We start from the raw sequence: 20819 nt of genomic DNA, 5'->3' as shown, positions 1-20819 counted from the left end.
ACCTCCTATTCGGTAAGCAGGTTTTTTAGTATAGCAAATCTGGGGTCTTTATGGGTCGTCTTCTCATCCTCAAATATAACCGTAGGGTGGTGAACTCCAGGACAGTCGGGTCTGCACAGGGGCTTCATAGGTATATTTAAGAGAATTTCCTCTCTTACCAAGTCCTCAAGCACTATTATGTCAGGCTCTTCCATAAAGGAAACGTCAAGGTCTTCAGGTAAGAGGGAGAGATGCTCTTCCTTAGGATAGGCTTCTATATGCTTTGTAGTTGTTTGAGAAAGGTCTTTCTCAAAGAGAGCCAAGCATCTACTACATTCAAGTTCAACACCACCCACTATATTAAGCTCAACGTTGTATCCTTTCTTATCCCTCTCAATCCTTACAGATACCCTGAGAGGTGATCTTATCTCCCCCACGTCAGCCGGCAAAGATAGAGACTCTGGGGTTATTAAATAACTACCTTCAAAAACCTCATATCTCTCAAAGATTTCCTTTAAGTCAAGAGTAATCATGGCTCACTTCCTTAGGTACCGGATTCCTATTTAATATAGCCCCATAGGGAGAGCTTGCAAAGATTGATAAGAATATTAGAATATTCTAATAATATTAAACAGGAGGTAAAGAGATGAGTATGGACAGGATGCTTAGACTCACCTCAGGGGTTATGCTTTTGATTGTCTTTTTCTTCGGACTTGCAGGCAGTAACGTTAATCTTTTCTGGAAGGTTTTTGTCCTGTTTATGGCTCTAAACCAGATACAGTCAGCCTTTACTAACTGGTGCCCAGTAGTTTCCCTTTACAGGAAGTTCGGCGTGAAAGAATGTCCCTGCTGACCTATATTTATAAACAGCCCCGCAACGGGACAGGGTGAACTCCCCCAGGCCCGAAAGGGAGCAAGGGTAAGCCTGCCGTCCCGGGTGCGGGGTAAAATATTGCTATGTACGTTCCCTTTGCTAGGAAATACAGACCAAAGTTTTTTAGAGAGGTAATAGGTCAGGAAGTTCCGGTAAAAGTCCTGAAGAATGCGGTCAGGAGCAAAAGGATATCTCACGCATATCTGTTTGCCGGTCCAAGGGGGGTGGGTAAGACCACAATAGCAAGGATACTGGCAAAATCTCTCAACTGTATCAATCCTCAGGATGGAGAACCCTGTGGCACCTGTGAAAACTGTATTGAAATAGACAGGGGTAACTTTCCAGACCTGATAGAGATGGACGCTGCCTCTAACCGAGGTATAGATGACATAAGAGCGATAAGGGAGGCTGTATCCTACACACCCATAAAGGGGAAGTTCAAGGTTTACATAATTGATGAAGCTCATATGCTTACAAAAGAAGCCTTTAATGCACTCCTGAAGACTTTGGAAGAACCACCTCCGAGGACTGTCTTTATCCTCTGTACGACCGAGTATGAGAAGATAATACCGACGATACTTTCCCGATGCCAGAGGATAATCTTCGGGAGGGTAAGTGAAGAAAAAGTGGTTGAGTACTTGAAGAATATATGTGAGCAGGAGAACCTGAAATATACGGAGGAGGCTCTCAGGTCAATAGCCCAAGCCTCTGAGGGTTGTATGAGAGATGCTGCATCTTTGCTTGACCAGGCGAGTGTTTTCGGGGAAGGCAACGTAACCCAGGAGGTCATTGAAGATTTCCTAGGTATTCTGAGCGGCGACAAGGTCAAGAGCTTTATGAAGCTTTTACTAAATTCAGAAGTTCAGCAGGCGATAAGAGAGTTGAACGAACTTTACACAAGAGGGTACAACCTCTCCAAGTTCTGGGACAACCTTGAGGAAGAAATTAGAAAAGCCCTGCTAATCAAAAGCCTTGAAGACCCCTCAGGTCTGGTGGAAAACCCTGAAAGCTATGAAGAGTTCAAGGAATTCCCCCTTGAGAGTCTCCTATACCTTGAAAACATAGTAAATAGGGGAAAGTTTGAGGCAAGGAGCAGACCTGCAATAAAAGCTTATGAACTTGCAGTGATAAAGAGCTCTCTCATAAAGGATATAGTTCCTATATCGGAGGCATTGTCCACAGGTAGGGTTGTGCCTGAACAGTCCCCAGAGCCAAAAGAGGAAAGCCTTGAAGATAGGATCAGAAAGCTCCTTTCCCCTGTTGCTTTTAAAGCCTTGAAGGGTTCCAAGAGGTCTCGGATTAACGGTAAAGAGGTTTTCCAGATTGATGAGGAAACTTACAAAGCCTTCAGGACAGAATTTGACAACCTCAGGAAGAACGTCCCTGAGATTGAGTTTGATATACTGAAAAAAAAAGAGGAGACAAGGAATACGACGAGTCTGTTCTGAAAGTCATGGAGCTATTCAACGCTAAGGTTGTGAAGTATGAGCGGAAGGAAAAAGGAAGTTAAAGCACGCATACTGACCGTCAGAGTTCCCATAAATGAGGTAGGTTTCCTGAACTCCCTTGTGGACGGGCTTGACAGAGTTGCCCTGACAAGAACACGCAAGAAGGGAGAGGGTATAGTGGATATAATAGCTTCTCCGGACAGATTTGAGGAGTTAAAGGACATCGTAGAAGGCTTCAAGAGGCATATAAGAGGGCTTGAAGTTATTGGAGAAGCAAATTTTGATGAACTTGATTTTTAAGGAGGACAGATATGGTCAAGATGGAAGAGGTAAAAGAACTTATCAAAGATAAAGCGGGCTTCATACTCTCAAACCTCCTTTCTCAAGGAGGAGAATACGGAGAGATATTTTACGAGAAATCAAGGACTACCCGTCTTGAACTTGAGGATAGGAAACTGGGAAGGGTGTCCCACGGGTATGATGAGGGTGTGGGAATAAGACTCATAAAGAATGGAAGAACCTTTTACGGATACACTACAGAACCAACCTACGAAAACCTACTTGAATTAGCTAAAACCCTTGCACGGGGTGAAGGATACGGACCTGTAGCTGTTGGGCTCAGGTATCTGGAAGGTTGGACTCCTGTGATAATAGACCCTGACTCTGAGGACATAAACTTCAGAGCCGATATACTCAGACGCGCTGAGGAGAAAGCAAGAAGTTACGGCGACAGGATAAAACAGGTTTTGTCCGTTCTCATGGATAAAACCAGGGAAGTTCTGATAGTTAACTCCTTAGGTGAAACCACCGAAGATGTCCAGAAGAGGGTTGTTTTCTTCGTAGAGGTTGTGGCAAGCGATGGGGAGGTGCTTCAGAGAGGTTACGAGTCCCTCGGAGGAAGAAAGGGTTTTGAGATATTTGAGGAAACTCCTCCAGAAGCTGTAGCATCAAGGGCTGCAGAAAGAGCACTCCTCATGTTAACTGCAAAACCCGCACCCGCAGGACAGTTTACTGTGGTTCTATCCTCCCAAGCTGGGGGTACTATGATACACGAGGCTGTTGGGCATGGGCTTGAAGCTGATCTGGTACAAAAGGGTTTATCCGTCTACGCCGGTAAGCTGGGTGAGAAGGTCGCAAGTGAATTGGTAACAGTCATAGACGATGCCACCCTGCCCAATCATAACGGCTCTTTTACTGTAGATGATGAGGGGGTCCCAGCTCAGAGAAAGGTTCTCATAAAGGAAGGTTATCTGGTCGGCTACATGTACGACAGGCTCAGGGCTATGAAGGAGGGTAGGGAGTCAACGGGGAACGGAAGAAGACAGAGCTACGCTCACATCCCCATAGTCAGAATGACAAACACATATATAGACAAAGGGAAGGATGACCCTGAGGATATAGTAAGGGACACAAAGAAAGGGGTTTACGTTGTAAAGATGGGCGGCGGAGAGGTAAACACCGTCACCGGAGATTTTGTCTTTGAGGTAATGGAAGGTTACATGATAGAGAACGGTGAGATAACCTACCCGATAAGGGGTGCAACCCTTATAGGTAACGGACCGAAAGCCCTCCAGGATATAGATGCTGTGGGAAGAGACCTGGGATGGGCGATAGGTACATGCGGAAAAGATGGACAAGGCGTACCGGTTACAGATGCCCAGCCAACCGTCAGGATAAGGAAGCTAACTCTTGGGGGTTGTCAGGTTTGTGAGTGAACTATCTCTGTTCCTATACCCTTCTCGGTGAAAACCTCAAGAAGTATTGAATGCTGTACTCTTCCGTCTATTATGTGAACCTTATTTACTCCAGCCTCCATAGCACGTAGGGCGGACTTAACCTTTGGTATCATGCCTTCTCTTATAACACCCCTTTCTATAAGCTCTTGAGCTTTGTCCTTTGTCAAGGAGGATATCAACTCCCCTTTTTCGTCCTTAACACCTTCCGTATCGGTGAGAAAGATAAGCTTCTCAGCTCTGAGCTGTCTTGCTATCTCTGAAGCTGCAACGTCAGCATTTATGTTATAAGCTTCTCCCTCATCCCCTACACCAACGGGAGCGATCACAGGTATGAAATTCTTCTCTATTAGAGAGTTTATCAGTTCACCGTTTACCTCCACTACTTCACCTACGAAACCTATGTCTTCCTCCGGAACCGGAAGCCCGAGCTCCTTGAAATACACCTCTTTATTCAACTTTATCGCCTTGAGGAGTCTGCCGTCCCTTCCCGATAAACCAACAGCGTATATTCTCTTTCCACTGTGCCTGTTTATTAAGGCAACTATGTCCTTATTGATGTCTCCAGAGAGAACCATCTCAACAACATGCATCGTCTCCTCATCAGTCTGTCTCATACCACCGATAAATTTCGGTTTTATTCCAAGCCTCTCAAGGGTTACGCTTATCTGGGGTCCCCCCCCATGGACTATGACCACGTTTATACCCACATACTTCAACAGGACAACATCCTTTGCAAAGGATTCCCTGAGGTCCTCCCGGATCATTGCAGAGCCGCCGTACTTCACAACAAAAACCTTTGAGTGAAACTCCCTTATATAAGGGAGAGCTTCCTGAAGTATTTTTGCCTTTTCTATTAACTTTTCCATATAGAAAAATTGTAAGGCACATTAATGCCCTTTTCGTGTCCATAAATAACTTTTAACTTTACTCCCTAAAATAGCCTCTTCCAATAAGAGTCGTTGTGACTTAAAGGGTATAACGGATTAAGAATATAGGAAAATTTTTAAAGATTTTTAGGGGTTAAGAATTCTTTATAACACAGTGGCTCCGGGAGAGGGAAATTATTTATAAGAGGGTACAGCCCATTTATGAGGGGAGGTTCTGCCGTGCCTCCTCTCCTTTTTCTATGGAACTTCTAAGTTAAACAGCATCTTAACAAGGCTGCCTATGGTGAAGCTTGCCCCAGCAGCAAAACCCGCTGACAGAACCATTTCAAGTATTTTTCTCTTTAGGGAAATCCCGGAGACCACAGCTATAAAGGAAGCAACCACAGATAGTATGATAAGTGCCAGAAGTAGAGCGAGGGCAAGAGCCTTTATAGAATCCCCCATGAAGAAGTAAGGGCTCACGGGGAACACTACCCCCAACATATAAGAGATTCCCGTGAACAGAGCAGACTTGAGTTCATTTTCATCATTTACAGTCTGTTGGGATAAGCTTTTACCGGAAACCTCCGACACAATCATCTCCCTTTCCCTTAGCGCTTCGTTTACCTGTCTCTGGGAACGGACAGATATAAAAGCTCCTATACCCATGGATAGAGCCCCTGCAACTCCTACTACAACAGCACTTGCACCAACCACGGTGGGCTCGTGCCTGTAAACTGCAGATAGCCCTGCCACCACACCAAGAAGTTCCACGAGTCCATCGTTCATTCCAAGAACCATGTCCCTTACACTTGATAAGCCAAGCTCTACAAGTTTTTCCCGGAATATACTTTCGTGGGAGAGCTCGTCAAGTATTATGCCCTTTAATCTCTCCACCTCTTCACTGGATAGCTCTCCACCTTTTTCTTTCAGGAAGGTGTAATACTGGGTGTAAGCGGTAGTTTCTCCCAGCTCAAGCAGAGAAACCAGCAGGAGAGGATTCACAAATCTGCCTAGGAACAGTACAAGGCTCTGAAAGAGTACCCGCCTTTCAGAGGGGGGGTCCTCTCCCCTTACCTTTAAAAACTCTTTCCAGAAACGGGCATGCCCTTTCTCCATATTGGCTATGCGTTCAAGGGAGGTTCTAAGTTGGTCATCTTCTATTCTCCTGGACAGTTCAGTATAGAGCCTGTAATCGTTAAGCTCGTTTAAGTAAAACTCCTTGGCAAGTTCAGTGAGCTTTCTCATTGTAGGAATTCGCTCACCTTTTTAGCTGTGACCTCAGAAAACCTTATGCAATCCGATACAGATACACCGCTGAGATAATTACCTGTTAGAAACAAGCCTCTGTGTATCTCTTCCATTTCCTTCGCAAGGTTCAGGTACTTACCATAACCGAGTGTATATTGGGGTATGGCTCTCTTCCACTTCCTAACATGGATAAAGTCTATGGAGTTTATACCTAACACCTCTCTGAGCTCCTTCTGCACAATTTCGGTTATAGCCTCATTAGAGAGTTCAATTATCTCCCTATCGGTTGCCCCTCCCAAGTAAACCGTCAAAAGGTCTTTTCCAGCCGGAGCCCTTCCTGGAAACAGTTTTGAAGAGAAAACAGCTCCTAAGATTCTCTTCCCCTCCCTTCTCGGTATCAACACTCCGAATCCTTCCGGCACGTTGCCAGATTTCACTCCCACGTTAACAACTACCACCGGTACGTAATCTATCCTGTCAAATTCCAGAGAGGCACTCCAAGAAAGGTCTTTCAGGAGATAAGAAGCTGTATAGGCAGGTGATGAAACCACAAGGGCTTTGGTTTCCACCTTTCCCTCTCTCGTATCAAGGATAAACCGGTCCTCCTTCTTCCTGATTTTCAAAACCACATTCTCCCTCTTTACCTCAACACCTCTAGCCAGCTCTCTTATTAAGGTGTAAAGTCCACCTTCAAAGGATACGAGCACACCTTTAGGACCCAGAGCCTTTTTCTTCAGAGCACCTCTAATCAGGGAGCCAAACTCCTGCTCAAGGGCGTAAACCCTCCTTGTGGCGTACTTTACGGATAGCCTTTCAGGGTCTCCTGCGTAAACTCCAGATACAAAAGGGGCAACTATGTAATCAAGAAATTCCTGACCCAACCTTCTGCGCACGAAGTCAGCGATACTTTCTTCGTTCTTAACGGGTCCAGAAGCCCAGGGTTCCTTTAAAACTCTCAGTTTTGCGGTCAGGGATAGGAGAGGAGAAAAGAGGAATAACAGGGGACTCATAGGGAGGGGTACAAGTTTACCTCCCTTGTATATATACCTGTTTTTGGAAGAGGGGGAGGCAACCAGAGGCTCCAAACCGGCTTCTTTGAAGAAAGCCATCACCTCTTCGTCGGCGAGGACAGTCTGAGGTCCAAGCTCAAAGGTGTAGCCTTCCTGGGTGGCAGTCTTTATGTTACCACCAATGTCCTCGTCCTTTTCATAAACAACCACATCGTAACCGAGCTTTCTCAGTCTGAAGGCAGTTGAAAGACCAGATATACCCGAACCGATTATGACAATGTCTCTCATGGAAGCCTCTTTACCCTTTGAAGGGAACTCCTTTAGTAGGTGAAGAAGGAACAGCGTAAGTCCTCTTGGGCATTCTCCCAGCAAGGTAAGATAACCTTCCGGCTATGGTAGCGTACTTCATAGCCACGGCCATCTTTATGGGGTCCTTTGCTTCCGCGAGAGCGGTGTTGGTTAGTATCCCGTCAACCCCAAGCTCCATCACAGGTGGAATATCGGCGGCGCTGCCTATACCAGCATCAACTATAACCGGTACGGAAACAGCTTCCTTTATGAACATTATATTGTAAGGGTTTTGAAGACCAAGCCCTGAACCTATCGGAGCTGCAAGGGGCATAACAGCAGCACACCCTACGTCCTCAAACTTCTTTGCAAAAACAGGGTCATCAAAGATGTAAGGGAGGACAACGAAACCTTCCTTAACAAGCACCTTCGCTGCTTCATAGGTCTGTTCCATATCCGGGAGCAACGTCTTCTGGTCCCCGATGACTTCCAGCTTTATCCAGTTTATCCCCGTAGCCTCCCTCGCTAACATCGCTGTCTTTATAGCCTCTTCAGCCGTGTAACATCCTGCCGTATTGGGCAGTATCAGATACTTCTTCGGGTCTATGTAATCAAGGAGGTTCTCCTTTGTTGGGTCTGTTATATTTACCCTCCTGACGGCGACCGTTATTATCTCTGCTCCCGAAGCTTCAAGGACTTCCCTGTTTTGCTGGAAACTCTTGAACTTACCGGACCCAATTATAAGCCTTGATTTAAAACGTCTTCCTGCTATTTCAAAATGGTCGTCCTGCAAAAGCCTTTCGTAATCAGTCATCTTTTCACCTCCGGATTATTGAGAGATTTAATTTAGGCTCATACCTTGCGAGGTCAAAGGTAGCTATCACCAGTGGTCTTACTCTGAACCCCATTTTAAAGAATTTTAACGCAACAACAGGAACAAGCCCACCGATAAACCCCACAGCAGGATAAAGGCTCTTACCAGAGAAGCTTTCACCCTCTGGGAAATGTACGCCCCAAAGTAACCTCCAAGACCGAAACCCAACACCATAACTGGGACGATAGACCAAACAACTTTACCGCTGAAGGCGAAAAACAGAGAACCTATGAGGTTTATGTTAAACCCCAAAAGATTTTTCAGAGCGTTGGCAGTATGTATATGGTTAATCCCAGATAGGGCAAGACTTGCAAGCATCATTATGCCTATGCCAGCACCAAAGTAACTTCCGTATATACCGGTGATGAACTGAAGAAAGAGGGCAAACCTTGATGAGACAGCGATACCTTTGAAGGTTTTACCTGTAAACTCATTGAGATACAACAAAAGAACTGCAAAAAGTATAAGAAAGGGAACAAGCTCCTTAAAGGTCTCTGAAGGTGTTTTTATGAGTAAAACAGCACCAACTATAGCTCCCAATGTAGAAACTACGAAAAAAGGCAGGACCAGACTGCCGAGCTCCCTCAACCTATGTCTGAATCCGTATGCCCCGGTCAGAGAGCCAGCCCAGAGGGCTACCGTATTCGTCATGTTGGAGGATACAGGGTCAAAACCCAAGAACACAAGAGTAGGAAAGGTTATAAGCGTCCCACCGCCAGCCACAGCGTTGATACTCCCAGCTAGAAAAGACGCCAGGAGTATAAGCAGGCTATCTTCCAAAGAATATCAGCCTCCGCCGACCAACTGAACTATTTCTATTCTGTCTCCCTCCTTAACCCTCCTGCTTCTGTACTCTGACTTAGGGACAACCTCATCGTTTATAGCCACCGCAAGACCGATTTCACGAAACTTTACATCCATGAGCTGAAGGAGTTCCATAACCGTTAGCTCCCTTTCTATTTCTTTCTCTTCGCCGTTGACGGTGATCCTTGGCATAGGAAAATATAATATACTTAAACCAAAGGAGGATACCAGTGACGCCCGATATAATGCAAGTTCCCGAAGTGCCAGAAACACCAAGGGAGTATCCCTTAATGCCTTTGAGGGATATAGTCATATTTCCAACTATGGTACTTCCCCTCTTTGTGGGCAGAAACTTCTCCATAAAAGCTATAGAGGAAGCTTCCAAGAGAGACAGACTTATATTCCTCACTTTACAGAAGGAAAAAGAGATAGATGAACCTAAAGAGGAGGACATACACAAGGTTGGCGTGATAGCTCACATAATAAGAGTAGTCCCAATTGAAGAGAACAGGATAAAGGTCCTGGTTCAGGGGATAAAAAGGGGAATATTAAAAAGCCTTGAATTAAGAGATGACCACTACGTAGCCCTCGTGGAACCCGTTGAGGAAAGGGAGATAGAAGAGAAGGACCTAACCATAGAAGACAAAGCCTTGATGAAGTCCGTGAAAGAGCTCCTGGACAAGGCGATATCCCTTGGAAAGCAGGTGATCCCCGACGTGGTAATGATAATAAGGGAAATTGAAGAACCTGGCAGACTTGCAGACCTCATGGCTTCAATCCTTGAAATGAAATCAAGGGAAGCACAGGAGGTGCTTGAAACCCTTGACCCCAGAGAAAGACTCAGGAAGGTGCATCAATTCTTGCTCAACGAGGTTGGACTCTTAGAGGTAAAACAGCAGATCAGCACCCAGGCGAGGGAACAGATAGAAAAGGAGCAGAGGGAGTATTTCTTAAGACAGCAGTTAAGGGCTATACAGGAAGAGCTTGGAGAGGCTGATGAGAGAAGAGCAGAGATAGAGGAATACAGGAAAAAACTTGGGGAGCTTCAGCTTGAGGAGTCCATAAAGAAAGAGGTTGAAAAGCAGATAAAGAGACTTGAACGGCTTCACCCAGACTCAGCAGAGGCGGGAGTGATAAGAACATGGCTTGATTGGGTTATAGAGCTCCCTTGGAACAAGAGGACCGAAGACAATTACGACCTTGAGAGAGCGAGGGAAATCCTTGATAGAGACCATTACAACTTGGAAAAGGTGAAGGACAGAATAATAGAGTACCTTGCAGTTAGGAAGCTGACGGAAGGAGGGGAATCCTCCGCTCAGATACTCGCCTTTGTGGGTCCTCCTGGAGTTGGGAAAACTTCCCTGGGAAGGTCTATAGCGGAGGCTCTGGGCAGGAAGTTCGTGAGAATAGCCTTGGGTGGTATAAGGGATGAGGCTGAGATAAGGGGACACAGAAGAACTTACGTGGGTGCTATGCCGGGCAGAATAATCCAGGCTATAAAGCAAGCAGGTACGAAGAATCCCCTGATAATGCTTGACGAAATAGACAAGCTCGCCATCTCCTTCCAAGGAGACCCTGCGGCGGCACTCCTTGAGGTTCTTGACCCAGAACAGAACAAAAACTTCACCGACCTTTATATAGGACTTCCCTTTGACCTTTCGGAAGTGATATTCATATGCACCGGAAACAGGATGGACACAATTCCTACACCGCTGCTGGACAGGATGGAGCTCCTACAACTCTCAGGGTACTCTGAAGAGGAAAAGCTCTTCATAGCTCAAAAACACCTTCTTCCAAAGCTTATACCCTTGCACGGCATAAAGGAGGGCGAGGTAAACTTTGAGGATGAGGCTATACTTGAGATTATAAGGGGATACACCCGTGAGGCTGGTGTAAGAAACCTCCAGAGACAGATTTCCTCCGTACTTAGAAAGATCGCCGTTAAGAAACTGAAAGGGGAGTCTGGACCCTTCAGGATTACCAAGGAGGACATAAGGAAACTCCTCGGTGTTCCGAGGTATAAGCCAGAAAGGGAGAGAGAGCCTCTTGTGGGTATAGCAACCGGTTTAGCATGGACGGAGGTCGGCGGTGAGATTATGTATATAGAAGCCACCAAGATGAAGGGTAAGGGAGGACTACTACTGACAGGCTCCCTTGGAGATATAATGAAGGAATCAGCTCAAGCGGCTCTATCTTATATAAAATCAAACGCGGAGGCTTACGGGATAGACCCGGACATATTCCCCAACATAGACATTCATATACACGTCCCAGAAGGAGCTGTTCCAAAGGACGGACCTTCCGCAGGGGTCGCTATAGCAACCGCACTCATATCTCTCATTACCAACACCCCAGTGAGGATGGATATAGCCATGACCGGTGAGATTACTTTGAGGGGAAGGGTACTGCCGGTTGGCGGGTTGAAGGAGAAGATACTCGCTGCAAAGAGGGCTGGCATATACGAAGTTATACTGCCTGAGAAAAACAGGGATGAGGTCATTGAAGACCTCCCTGAATACGTGAGAGAGAAGATGGAGCTCCACTTCGTGAATCATCTGGACGAAGTCTTTAAGCTTGCCCTAGTGGAAAGTAAGGTTTCCAGCTCTTGAGTTCTTTATTGGAGACTCTCTATCTCAATCTCAAATACGTCTCCCCTGTTCTGGACGGGTAGGGTTCCTGTCCTGCCCGTGATAACGAAGGTTCTTCCTCCTTTTGCCCTGAAAACGGATTGAATAGCCTCCTCAAACTTCTTCCCAGTTACCTGTTTTAACTTAGCTATACCCCGTTTATCAATAAGAACAAGGAAAAGCTCCCCTTCGGTAAACTTGGTTACATCAAGGAACTTGTATATTGGGCTTCTCACGTTTTTAACCACTCCCACGTACCTCTTTCCCGCTATCTCTGTTATGAAGTGCCTTGTATTGAAGGTGTACTTGTTCTCCCCTTGGTAAACGTCCGGCATACTTGCAACGGTGTAAGAGCCGGAGAAGTTTTCCTCAGAGAGCAAGAGTTCATCGCCTTTGTAAACCCTAAGGTACCCATCTCTATCGGTGAAAACAAGAAGGTCACCCAGCATAACCGCAGAATCTATTCTGAAGCCAGAGGGAACCTTGAACGCTTCCTTCTCTATCAGCTCGTTTCCTGAAATCTCAAGCCTTTTTACCTCCCCCCAGAAATTTCTTCCATCAAACTTTTGACCTACAAGGGTATCCTTAGGTCTCTCCTTGTCAAGCACCGAAACGAAGAAAGGTATGTCCCTGGCAACTATCACAGGACTTCCGCCTACCATCCTCACTAGGAAAGAGTTAACAGAGGAACCGACAACCTGATTTACGACTATCAGGTCATCCCCTTCGGAAGTAGGTATACACTGGAGGGATACAGGATAACCGGAGGGCAGGTTCATACTTGCGTATTCGGCAAACTCCTTTTCAAGGAGCTCATATATAACCAACCTGTTCTCAAATAGAACTGCAGCGTAATCTCTTCCGAAGAAACTGCAAGCATCCGCTGAGAGGGGAAGGCTCGGTAAAGCTATCAAAAACTTTGCCTGCAGCTTAAACTCCTCTGGAACTCTCTCGGTTTGCTGAACTATAACTTTAGGCTTGGGCTTCTCGTAAAAGTCCACAGCTAAGCCCTTATACTCAATACCGTAGCCCTCCTCAAACTCCCTTACAAGGTAATCGCAGGCTTCACCCTTCTGGAGGTTCCCAACCAGAGAACTCACCTTAAAGAAGCCTTCTTCACTCCCCAAGTAGCATATGCTCTGATAATAGAGCTTCACAGGGTCACCCTTTTCAATCCCTTTGTCTTCCAGAATATCAGCCTCAGAGAACTTCTCCTCTACCCTACTGACCTTAACCTTACCCACCTCTTCCTCTACCTTTCCCAAAACCTCTCCGGTAACGGGGTGTACGAGCTCCCTTCCCTCTTTTAAGACAGTGAAGACCTCACCAACATTAACTTTACCTTTTCCAAGGTCAAGGATAACTTTATTCCCAAGCTTTTCAACCACGTATCCCTTCCTATTGAAGAAATCCTTTATAGCATCCAGCTCTTTTGAGACAGTTAGGGAGACCAGGATAAGTGCGAAAAACAGTAGCTTTTTCATGTCTTATATCTCTCCATGTTCTCAATTATTTTATCCGTTATCTCCTGGGTTCCTACCCTATTGTATCCCTGAGAGTATATATCCGGTGTTCTGTAACCCTGATTAAGGGTCTCCTCCACCGCTTTCTCAACCAAATCCGAAGCTTTATCCATTCCGAAGGAATACTTGAGCATCATAGCGGCAGAGAGGATCGTGGCTATCGGGTTGGCTACTCCCTTTCCAGCTATGTCAGGAGCGGAGCCGTGAACAGGCTCATAGAGGGCGTGTTTATCCCCCACACTGGCAGAGGGTAACATCCCAAGACTTCCCACTACAACACCAGCCTCATCAGAAAGAATGTCCCCAAAGATATTCCCTGTGACAATTACATCAAAAGAGCTTGGTCTCCTTACCAGCTGCATTGCACAGTTATCAACATACAGGTGTTCAAGTTCAACGTCAGGATAATCCTTTGAAACCTCTTCAACCACTTGCTTCCAAAGACCACTTACCTCAAGGACGTTAGACTTATCAACACTCGTAAGCTTTTTCCTTCTCTTCCTCGCTATTTCAAAGGATTTTATTACAACCCTTCTTATCTCATCCTCTGTATACCTCATCGTATTTACACCAACTCTCTTCCCACCTTCCTCAAATATTCCTCTCGGTTCACCGTAGTAAACGTCCCCGGTAAGTTCCCTTACCACGAGCATATCCGTTCCTCTCACCACCTCCGGCTTTAGGGGTGAAGCATCTATCAATGGCTCCCATACCTTTGCAGGTCTGAGGTTAGCGTAAAGGTCAAGCTCCTTTCTTATCTTCAATAGTCCTCTCTCAGGTCTCTTGTCAGTGGGAAGGTTGTCCCACTTTGGTCCTCCAACCGCACCAAGGAGAACTGCATCAGAGTCCCTGCACAGCTCCAGGGTTTCGTCTGGAAGCGGTGTTCCTGTTTCATCAATGGCTATGCCACCTATGAGCCCCTCTTTATATTCAAACTTAACGTTGAACAGCTCCTCAACCTTGCCAAGCACCCTTAGGGTTGCATCAACTATCTCAGGTCCAATACCATCTCCCTTGAGGACTGCTATTCTGAAGCTCTGCATGAAAGAGTATTATACGGGATACGGCAAGCTTAAGCTTTAAATTTAATGCCTTTAATGCAAAAGTTCCATAATTGGAATGCCCTTGAAATCCTGAGAGAGGAAAGAACTTAATAAGCAGGAGGTGAGTGATATGTGTTTCTCAATGGAGGAGTACGAACAACTCAAAGCTATAATCAAGGAGCGTAAGAGAATAAAGGAGGAGCTTAAGGACATAAAGCCCTCTGACTTTGAAGAGAAGGAAGTTGAGGAAAAGGAGCCAGCTGAGGTAAAAAGGGATTAGAGATACACCCTCTCAAGGGTAAGACCCTTTGCAGGAGCGGTATAAGGGCAATGCTTTCCCTCTAAAAAGTTTTTTAGGTCTCCACTGCTGAGCTTCCCTTCCGCTCTCCTTACCAGAGCACCTACGAGCCTCCTTACCATATAGCGTAAGAAGTGGCTTGCGGTGAACCTGATCTGTATAAGGTCCCCTCTCACCTCAACCTCGGAGGTAAGGTGTATAAGGGTGTTCTTTTCCCCTTCAAGCTTTGCAAATCCAGAGAAATCTTTCAGTCCTGATATCAGCCGCACACCCTCATAAAGAGCGTCAATATCAAGTCTGCGGGGTATCTGCCAGGAGAAAGGGTAAAGGAAAGGATTTCTAACCTCCGAATTCCAGACTCTGTAAAGGTATACCTTCCTCTTTACCGAATACCTTGCGTTGAACTCATCGGGTACGATCTTCACCTCATACACACCTATATCCTTGGGAAGTAAAGAGTTCAAACCTCTAAGTACATTTAAACATTCAACTCCCTTACTGCTCCTGAAGTTTGCCACATAGTCCTCTGCGTGAACACCGGCATCTGTTCTGCAACACCCCACAAGTTTGACCTCTTCCCTTATGATACGTTCTATGCTATCCTTCAAAACCCCCTGGACGGTAGGGACATAAGGCTGTATCTGCCAACCTGAGTAATTCGTTCCGACAAAGGCAAGCCTGAGCATATAATTGGGCATGGTTTAAAATTCTAAGATAATGAGAATCGGTATACTTTGCTCTGGCGGGGACGCCCCTGGAATGAACCCTGTTATAAGGTCTGTGGTCAGGAGTGCAAGCTCCCTGGGTCATGAAGTTGTAGGAATAAGAAGAGGATTCAGGGGACTCATCGCGGGTGACTTTATGAATCTCAGCAGCAGGGACGTTGGAGGCATACTTGACAGGGGTGGGACTATTATTCTTAGCAGTAGAGAAGAGAGGTTCAAGAGCCTGGAATTCAGGGAGACGGCTTACAGGAATATAGAACGAGCAGGGATAGAAGCCATGATAGTCCTGGGAGGAGAGGGGACTTTCAAAGGAGCGCAGATTATAGCTGAAGAGAGCGGACTGCCTGTTATAGGTGTACCCTGCACTATAGACAACGACATAGGTTGTACCGAGTACTGCATAGGCTACGATACAGCGTTAAGGAACGCCGTTGATGCTATAGACAAGATAAGGGATACAGCAAGCTCCCACGAAAGGATATTTGTTGTTGAAGTGATGGGGAGAAACAGGGGATTCATAGCGGTTGAAGCTGGGCTGGCTACAGGTGCTGAGCTGATACTAGTTCCAGAAGAAAAATTTCCGAAGGAGAGAATTCCCGAAGAGATCATCAAGGCAAAGGAAATGGGCAAGCTCCACTTCATAATAGTGATGGCGGAGGGATACGGAAAGGCGGAGGAGCTTAAACAGTTCTTATTTGAGAGTGTGGGTAACAGGTATGGGGAAATAAGAGCCACCGTTCTCGGACATTTACAGAGAGGAGGAAGCCCTACCCACACCGACAGGATAATGGGCATGAAGTTTGGAGAGGTAGCCGTTGAGGCACTTCTTTCCGGGGAAAGAAAAGGTTTTGTAGCTTACAAAAGGGGAAAGTTCTACATAGAGGACTTCCAGAGGGCTGGCGAACCCAAGGAAATAGACTGGGAAGCCCTGAGGCTCAGCAGAAGGTTGAACTTATGATTCCTTCTCCTCCTTTTTCTTCTCGTACTCAGGTTGGTAGCCTATAACAGCCTCCTTAGAAAAGGTTAGCTTTGTGTTCGCGTCTACTTTCAGGGTGACCGTTCTATCTCCTATCTCAGCTACCGTTCCCCATATACCTGCTGAGGTTACAACCTTATCCCCCTTCTTAAGGCTCTCTATAAATTTTCTGTGCCTTTCTCTTTCCTTCTTCTGGGGTCTTATTATAAGGAAGTAAAAGATGGCGAATATCCCCACGAGAAAAAGAACCTGAAAGAGTATGGCTCCGGTTGGGTTTGGCTGTCCCTGTCCCTGGGCAAAGGCTATGTCTATCATTCCTAATCCTCCTTCCAATACTCCTCAAAAGCTATCCATGTCTTTGGGATTATAAACCTGAGATTATCCCAGGACTTCATATATTTTATCCTTTTTCCTGCTGCCCTATTAAGGGAACTTCCAAAAACTTCAAGAGCCTCCTCTTCATAGTCCTCTATACTTCCCTCAAGCACTGCCTCTCCAGCCATAGCTCCAGTGTAAACTGCGTTGGCTATTCCCCCTCCAGTGATTGGATGACAGAAACCACCTGCGTCTCCGACCAACAAAACCTTACCACGTATGGGTTTTTTCACTCCTTCAGCCGGTATCCAGCCTCCCGTCCTTCCCAGAATCCTATATTCTACAAGACCTTCCGAAAGCAGTTCGTCAACAAACCTCTTCAAACTCTCCATCACATTTATCGGATAATCTGGGTCAATCCCCACTCCGACATTTGCCAGTTCTCCTTTTGGAAAAACCCAGCCGTAACCACCGGGTATGTATTCGCGAAAGTATATAAGCAGGTCGTGAAGCTTATGCTTCAAAGGAAGAGTAAACTGGGCTGTGGTCAGGAACATGCGCGTATGTTCCCCAGTCAACTTAGCTGTCTTTGAATGAGGTCCATCGGCACCTATAATTATGTCAGCCTTAACTGAGTATCTTTCCCTACCATCTATATGCTCAAGCCAAACATTTCCATCTTCAAAACCCAGGAACTGTGTTCTTAGCCTGAGCTCAGCTCCATGTTGCAAGGCAAGCTCCACTATGTTTCTGTCAAACCTGTCCCTGTAAAGGACGTATCCCTCCGAGCCCATCCTTACCAGTTCCCCCCATGGGGTAAAGTGAACCATATCTTTAACAGCCTGAGAGACAACTTCATCTGGGAAAAATTCAGGGAACCTGTGCCTGAGCTGAATCGGTACGAACTCTGCACATTGGACTGGAACACCTGGAGCTCTCTTTATATCAACAATTAAAACCTTTGCACCCTCACGGGAAAGGGTGTAAGCGGCAGTTGCTCCTCCCGGTCCACAACCGACTACAAGGACGTCATACCTCATTTATCTTCAGAATTTAGGTGGTTCTTGATGAGTTTGCCCATCTTAAAGGTAGGAACAAACTTCTCCTTAACAAATATCTCAACCCCAGTTCTGGGGTCCTTTACGAACCTGGAAGGTTTCTTCTTTATCTTAAAGGTACCGAGCCCCCTTATCTCCACCTTCTCACCACGAACAAGAGCCTCAGCCATAACCTGAAACACCTGATCCACTATGAGACGTGCCTTCCTCTGAGACATACCCCTTTTTGCAGCTATCTCCCTGGTTATGTCTGATTTTTTCATTTCTTTTCCTCCTCAATGTATATGGTCCTTACTCTGCTATTATCCCCTTTCGCCTGAAGGGTTTCCTTTTTCCTATCATATACTATCTCATCCGCCTCAAGTATGTTTTTATCTTCCTCAACCCTTGCCTTACCTCTCAGAATTATCACATCGCTACGCAGGTCGTACTCTGCATACTCAGAGAAGGCTCTCCTTTTAGGTTCGTAATACCTTACGTTGCCGGTAGCTGTTATCTTTACCGGTTTTCCCTTCTCGTCCAGAAATATAACAACTTCATCAGCCCGCAACACGGACTCCCCTCTCGTGAGTTTCACATTGCCCCTGTATACTATGCTGTCCTTTTTGAATTCCAGATTCTTAGCCTCACCGGTTATGGGTTGCGCCCAAACGGTAAGAAAAGAGATAAGAAGAAGGAGGAGGCAGAATAGGTTAAATCTCATGCTTCGTCCTCACATCGCTTATTATAACCTTCAAGGGCTTGAGATAAGCCTTAAACCCTTTGCCTTCTATAAAGTTGCTTTCTTTCCATACAAGAACCTCCCCCTCACCATAGAGTAGGTTCTTACTGAAATCTATAATAGCGTTCTCCGTTTTCACGAAAAGGGCTTCTCCTCTTATCTCAACGTTACCCTTCAAAACCCCAAGATTCTTATCCCTCTGAAAGGTTATCGTGTTTGCTTTCACCTCATATCCGCCTTTGGATTTAAGGAGCACGTCTAAAAGGGATAGCTCAGGACCAAAGGAAACAAGCTCTCTACCCTGTACCCTCCACTCTTCACCGTCTTCTCCGAAGACCCTTATGCTTACATCACGGGCAAGGCTCTTCTCTTGAGTTTGTACTTTAGAAGTACCTTCAAGAAAGGAAACGTAAGCTACGGCTCCAAAAGAAAATACAAGAAAAAGACCGTGGAGAAGCAAGAACTTCATCAGGTATATTTTTTCATAAGTGCCCTATCCTTACCAGTGAGCTTGAGTATCAGGTCACATACCTCTCTCACAGCTCCCTTGCCGCCCTCTGCATTTGTCACGTAAACAGCGTTTTCCTTAACCACAGGGGGAGCGTTCTTAACTGCCACAGGAAACACCACCCTTCTCATAACAGGTATGTCTACAAGGTCATCACCCACGAAGCCTACCTCTTCGGTGGAGAGTCCGTGTTTTTCCATTATGTAGTTTAGAACCCTGTCCTTTTCAGTCCTTCCCATAAAGACTTCCTCTATACCAAGCTCTGATAGCCTGTTCCTTAGAGCTTCTGACTCCCTTCCGGATATAACACCTGTCATTATCCCCGCTCTTTGGAGAAGTTTTATCCCGAGCCCGTCGTGAACGTTAAAAACTTTTATCCTCTCTCCCCCCTCGGTGTAGAAGAGCCTTCCATCAGTTAGAACCCCGTCTACATCCATGAGTAAGAGCTTGAGCTTTCTAACCTTCTGCCTAAGACTCAAATCAACACCTCTTTGAGCCAAACTTTGTGCAGGCACGGTCAAGAAGTCCAAGGAATTGTTCTGTCTCTTGAAGTCCAAGTACCTGCATTACTATCTCGTCCTTATAAGGGTCGTATATGAAGAAGGTTGGGGTGCCTATAACTCTGAAACGTCTATCAAGATAGCTAGGTATATCCTCTACATTTATAGGAACAACCACAAAAGCCCTGTCCATCAAAGAGCTTACCTTTGGGTCAATAAATACAACCTCCTCCATATACTTGCAGTAACTGCACCCGTTCTCATAAAAATAAACGAGAACAAGTTTCCCTTCCTCCTTTGCCACGCTTACACCCTCTCTAAAGTCCGGATACCAGCGGGACGCCCAGAGGAAACCCACCAACAAAAACAGGAGTGCTACGCTTAAAGCTTTCATAGACTAAAATATAGCCTATGAAGACGGGTTTTGTATATGACGATATTTACCTGAACCACGACTACCCTGACCACCCGGAAAGAAAGGAAAGGCTGATATCTATAATGAATCACCTTGAGAAGGTCCAACTCTTGAAAGAGGTAATTGATATAAAACCCAGAAGAGCTACGGTGGAGGAGGTGGCACTGAACCACGACCCCAATTACATCCAAGAAATTCATGATTTTTGCAAATCCGGTGGGGGTTTTTTAGACCCTGACACCTACGCCATTGAGGAAAGTTACGATGTTTCCCTGACAGCCGTTGGAGGGGTCCTTGAGGGGATAGACAGGATACTTAAGGGGGACGTGGAAACAGTGTTCTGTGCTGTAAGACCACCTGGCCACCACGCTGAGTATGCGAAGGCGATGGGTTTTTGTATCTTTAACAACATAGCAATTGGAGCTCACTATTTGAGAAAGATTAAAAAGGTCGGAAAGGTTTTTATAATTGACTTTGACGCCCACCACGGGAATGGAACCCAGAGGAGTTTTTACGAGGATGATACAGTTTTTTACTTCTCAACCCACGAGTATCCCTTCTATCCCGGAACAGGAAGCCCAAAGGAGAAGGGTGCAGGTAAAGGAGAAGGCTACACTTTGAACGTTCCCATGCCGGCAGGGGCTGGGGATTCTGACTATGAGCCCGTTTATTCAAACCTTCTTCCCAAGGTAATGGGAGAATTCTCTCCCGATTTCATCTTAGTTTCTGCAGGCTACGACCTACACTCAGACGACCCGTTGACCTATTTGAACGTCTCCACAAAAGGTATTAGGAGCATAGTTAGAAACATACTGAAGACAGCAAAGGAACTGAAAGCCCCCACGCTGTTTGCCCTTGAGGGAGGTTACAACCTAAAGGCGCTGGGAGAAAGCGTTGTGGCTACTATAGAGGAGATGCTTTCAGCTTAGTGTTATTGTGAACTTAATCACCTACAAAAGTTTACATATGCTTAGATTATT

General features: G+C 45.9%; 25 protein-coding genes and 1 other RNA gene. 9 read left to right on the top strand and 17 right to left on the bottom strand.

From position 1 onward, the window contains the following. Positions 1 to 5: 5 nt before the first annotated feature. Positions 6 to 512: a YceD family protein gene (locus tag BCF55_RS01045; protein WP_121008940.1), complete on the bottom strand. Its 507-nt coding sequence runs from the start codon at positions 510 to 512 to the stop codon at positions 6 to 8. A gap of 119 nt (positions 513 to 631) precedes the next feature. On the opposite strand from BCF55_RS01045, the gene BCF55_RS01040 reads away from it, so the two are divergent. From BCF55_RS01040 to BCF55_RS01020, 5 genes are all read left to right on the top strand, one after another. After that, positions 632 to 832 (top strand): YgaP family membrane protein, encoded by a 201-nt coding sequence (locus BCF55_RS01040; RefSeq protein ID WP_245960367.1) that lies wholly within the window; start codon positions 632 to 634, stop codon positions 830 to 832. An 8-nt stretch (positions 833 to 840) separates the two neighbouring features. Further along, positions 841 to 938, top strand: an RNA gene (gene ffs / locus BCF55_RS01035) — signal recognition particle sRNA small type. Continuing rightward, positions 937 to 2301, top strand: coding sequence for a DNA polymerase III subunit gamma/tau (gene dnaX, locus BCF55_RS01030; RefSeq protein WP_121008936.1), 1365 nt, complete (start codon positions 937 to 939; stop codon positions 2299 to 2301). The genes ffs and dnaX overlap by 2 nt, the downstream gene beginning before the upstream one ends. Positions 2302 to 2337: 36 nt before the next feature. Then, positions 2338 to 2601 (top strand): DUF4911 domain-containing protein, encoded by a 264-nt coding sequence (locus BCF55_RS01025; RefSeq protein ID WP_121008934.1) that lies wholly within the window; start codon positions 2338 to 2340, stop codon positions 2599 to 2601. An 11-nt stretch (positions 2602 to 2612) separates the two neighbouring features. Beyond that, the gene (locus BCF55_RS01020) at positions 2613 to 4016 is read left to right on the top strand and encodes a TldD/PmbA family protein (protein WP_170144715.1); all 1404 of its coding nucleotides are present in this window, start codon (positions 2613 to 2615) and stop codon (positions 4014 to 4016) included. Here the strand turns inward: BCF55_RS01020 and argB are convergent. The 6 genes from argB to thiS all read right to left on the bottom strand — a co-directional run bounded on the left by argB (position 4001) and on the right by thiS (position 9322). Beyond that, positions 4001 to 4903, bottom strand: coding sequence for an acetylglutamate kinase (argB, locus tag BCF55_RS01015; protein WP_121008932.1), 903 nt, complete (start codon positions 4901 to 4903; stop codon positions 4001 to 4003). The genes BCF55_RS01020 and argB overlap by 16 nt on opposite strands. 258 nt (positions 4904 to 5161) lie before the next feature. After that, positions 5162 to 6151 carry a VIT1/CCC1 transporter family protein gene (locus BCF55_RS01010; RefSeq protein ID WP_121008930.1) on the bottom strand — a complete coding sequence of 330 codons (990 nt, stop codon included), beginning with the start codon at positions 6149 to 6151 and terminating at the stop codon, positions 5162 to 5164. Then, positions 6148 to 7452, bottom strand: coding sequence for a protoporphyrinogen oxidase (gene hemG / locus BCF55_RS01005; RefSeq protein WP_121008928.1), 1305 nt, complete (start codon positions 7450 to 7452; stop codon positions 6148 to 6150). Before hemG ends, BCF55_RS01010 begins: the two co-directional genes overlap by 4 nt. A gap of 10 nt (positions 7453 to 7462) precedes the next feature. Continuing rightward, on the bottom strand, positions 7463 to 8266 hold the full coding sequence (locus BCF55_RS01000) for a thiazole synthase (RefSeq protein WP_121008926.1): 804 nt from the start codon (positions 8264 to 8266) through the stop codon (positions 7463 to 7465). 105 nt (positions 8267 to 8371) lie between these two features. Further along, a complete protein-coding gene (locus BCF55_RS00995; protein ID WP_121008924.1) occupies positions 8372 to 9106 on the bottom strand; it encodes a sulfite exporter TauE/SafE family protein in 735 nt (244 codons plus the stop codon). A gap of 6 nt (positions 9107 to 9112) precedes the next feature. Then, positions 9113 to 9322 (bottom strand): sulfur carrier protein ThiS, encoded by a 210-nt coding sequence (gene thiS, locus BCF55_RS00990; RefSeq protein ID WP_121008922.1) that lies wholly within the window; start codon positions 9320 to 9322, stop codon positions 9113 to 9115. A gap of 53 nt (positions 9323 to 9375) precedes the next feature. Here thiS and lon point away from each other — a divergent pair, with 53 nt between their 5' ends. Further along, entirely contained in the window at positions 9376 to 11739 is a 2364-nt protein-coding gene (lon, locus tag BCF55_RS00985) for an endopeptidase La (protein WP_121008920.1), read from the top strand. A 5-nt stretch (positions 11740 to 11744) separates the two neighbouring features. Here lon and BCF55_RS00980 read toward each other — a convergent pair whose 3' ends face one another. Then, complete coding sequence (locus BCF55_RS00980; protein ID WP_121008918.1) at positions 11745 to 13241, bottom strand: hypothetical protein; 1497 nt, start codon at positions 13239 to 13241, stop codon at positions 11745 to 11747. Further along, on the bottom strand, positions 13238 to 14323 hold the full coding sequence (gene leuB / locus BCF55_RS00975; RefSeq protein ID WP_121008916.1) for a 3-isopropylmalate dehydrogenase: 1086 nt from the start codon (positions 14321 to 14323) through the stop codon (positions 13238 to 13240). The genes BCF55_RS00980 and leuB overlap by 4 nt, the downstream gene beginning before the upstream one ends. Before the next feature lie 130 nt (positions 14324 to 14453). On the opposite strand from leuB, the gene BCF55_RS09645 reads away from it, so the two are divergent. Next, entirely contained in the window at positions 14454 to 14603 is a 150-nt protein-coding gene (locus BCF55_RS09645; protein ID WP_170144714.1) for a hypothetical protein, read from the top strand. Here BCF55_RS09645 and BCF55_RS00970 read toward each other — a convergent pair. Further along, positions 14600 to 15319: a tRNA pseudouridine synthase A gene (locus BCF55_RS00970; RefSeq protein WP_121008914.1), complete on the bottom strand. Its 720-nt coding sequence runs from the start codon at positions 15317 to 15319 to the stop codon at positions 14600 to 14602. The genes BCF55_RS09645 and BCF55_RS00970 overlap by 4 nt on opposite strands. A 19-nt stretch (positions 15320 to 15338) precedes the next feature. Here BCF55_RS00970 and BCF55_RS00965 point away from each other — a divergent pair, with 19 nt between their 5' ends. Next, the gene (locus BCF55_RS00965) at positions 15339 to 16304 is read left to right on the top strand and encodes an ATP-dependent 6-phosphofructokinase (protein ID WP_121008912.1); all 966 of its coding nucleotides are present in this window, start codon (positions 15339 to 15341) and stop codon (positions 16302 to 16304) included. Here the strand turns inward: BCF55_RS00965 and yajC are convergent. The 7 genes from yajC to BCF55_RS00930 are packed head-to-tail and all read right to left on the bottom strand — an operon-like array spanning position 16299 to position 19818. After that, complete coding sequence (yajC, locus tag BCF55_RS00960) at positions 16299 to 16637, bottom strand: preprotein translocase subunit YajC (protein WP_121008910.1); 339 nt, start codon at positions 16635 to 16637, stop codon at positions 16299 to 16301. The two genes, BCF55_RS00965 and yajC, sit on opposite strands and share 6 nt — an antisense overlap. A 2-nt stretch (positions 16638 to 16639) precedes the next feature. Beyond that, complete coding sequence (locus BCF55_RS00955; protein ID WP_121008908.1) at positions 16640 to 17677, bottom strand: geranylgeranyl reductase family protein; 1038 nt, start codon at positions 17675 to 17677, stop codon at positions 16640 to 16642. After that, positions 17674 to 17958 carry an HU family DNA-binding protein gene (locus tag BCF55_RS00950; protein ID WP_121008906.1) on the bottom strand — a complete coding sequence of 95 codons (285 nt, stop codon included), beginning with the start codon at positions 17956 to 17958 and terminating at the stop codon, positions 17674 to 17676. The genes BCF55_RS00955 and BCF55_RS00950 overlap by 4 nt, the downstream gene beginning before the upstream one ends. After that, a complete protein-coding gene (gene lptA, locus BCF55_RS00945; protein ID WP_121008904.1) occupies positions 17955 to 18398 on the bottom strand; it encodes a lipopolysaccharide transport periplasmic protein LptA in 444 nt (147 codons plus the stop codon). Before lptA ends, BCF55_RS00950 begins: the two co-directional genes overlap by 4 nt. Next, complete coding sequence (locus BCF55_RS00940; RefSeq protein WP_121008902.1) at positions 18388 to 18885, bottom strand: LptA/OstA family protein; 498 nt, start codon at positions 18883 to 18885, stop codon at positions 18388 to 18390. Before BCF55_RS00940 ends, lptA begins: the two co-directional genes overlap by 11 nt. Next, positions 18885 to 19403 (bottom strand): KdsC family phosphatase, encoded by a 519-nt coding sequence (locus tag BCF55_RS00935; protein ID WP_121008899.1) that lies wholly within the window; start codon positions 19401 to 19403, stop codon positions 18885 to 18887. The genes BCF55_RS00940 and BCF55_RS00935 overlap by 1 nt, the downstream gene beginning before the upstream one ends. A gap of 1 nt (position 19404) precedes the next feature. Continuing rightward, a complete protein-coding gene (locus BCF55_RS00930) occupies positions 19405 to 19818 on the bottom strand; it encodes a thioredoxin family protein (protein WP_121008897.1) in 414 nt (137 codons plus the stop codon). A 17-nt stretch (positions 19819 to 19835) separates the two neighbouring features. On the opposite strand from BCF55_RS00930, the gene BCF55_RS00925 reads away from it, so the two are divergent. Next, entirely contained in the window at positions 19836 to 20768 is a 933-nt protein-coding gene (locus BCF55_RS00925) for a histone deacetylase family protein (RefSeq protein ID WP_121008895.1), read from the top strand. Positions 20769 to 20819 lie beyond the last annotated feature (51 nt).

This window comes from Hydrogenivirga caldilitoris, from assembly GCF_003664005.1.
Classification (GTDB): domain Bacteria; phylum Aquificota; class Aquificia; order Aquificales; family Aquificaceae; genus Hydrogenivirga; species Hydrogenivirga caldilitoris.
The sequence above is the reverse complement of the archived record's forward strand: the minus strand, read 5'-3'. Positions and strand labels throughout refer to the sequence as shown.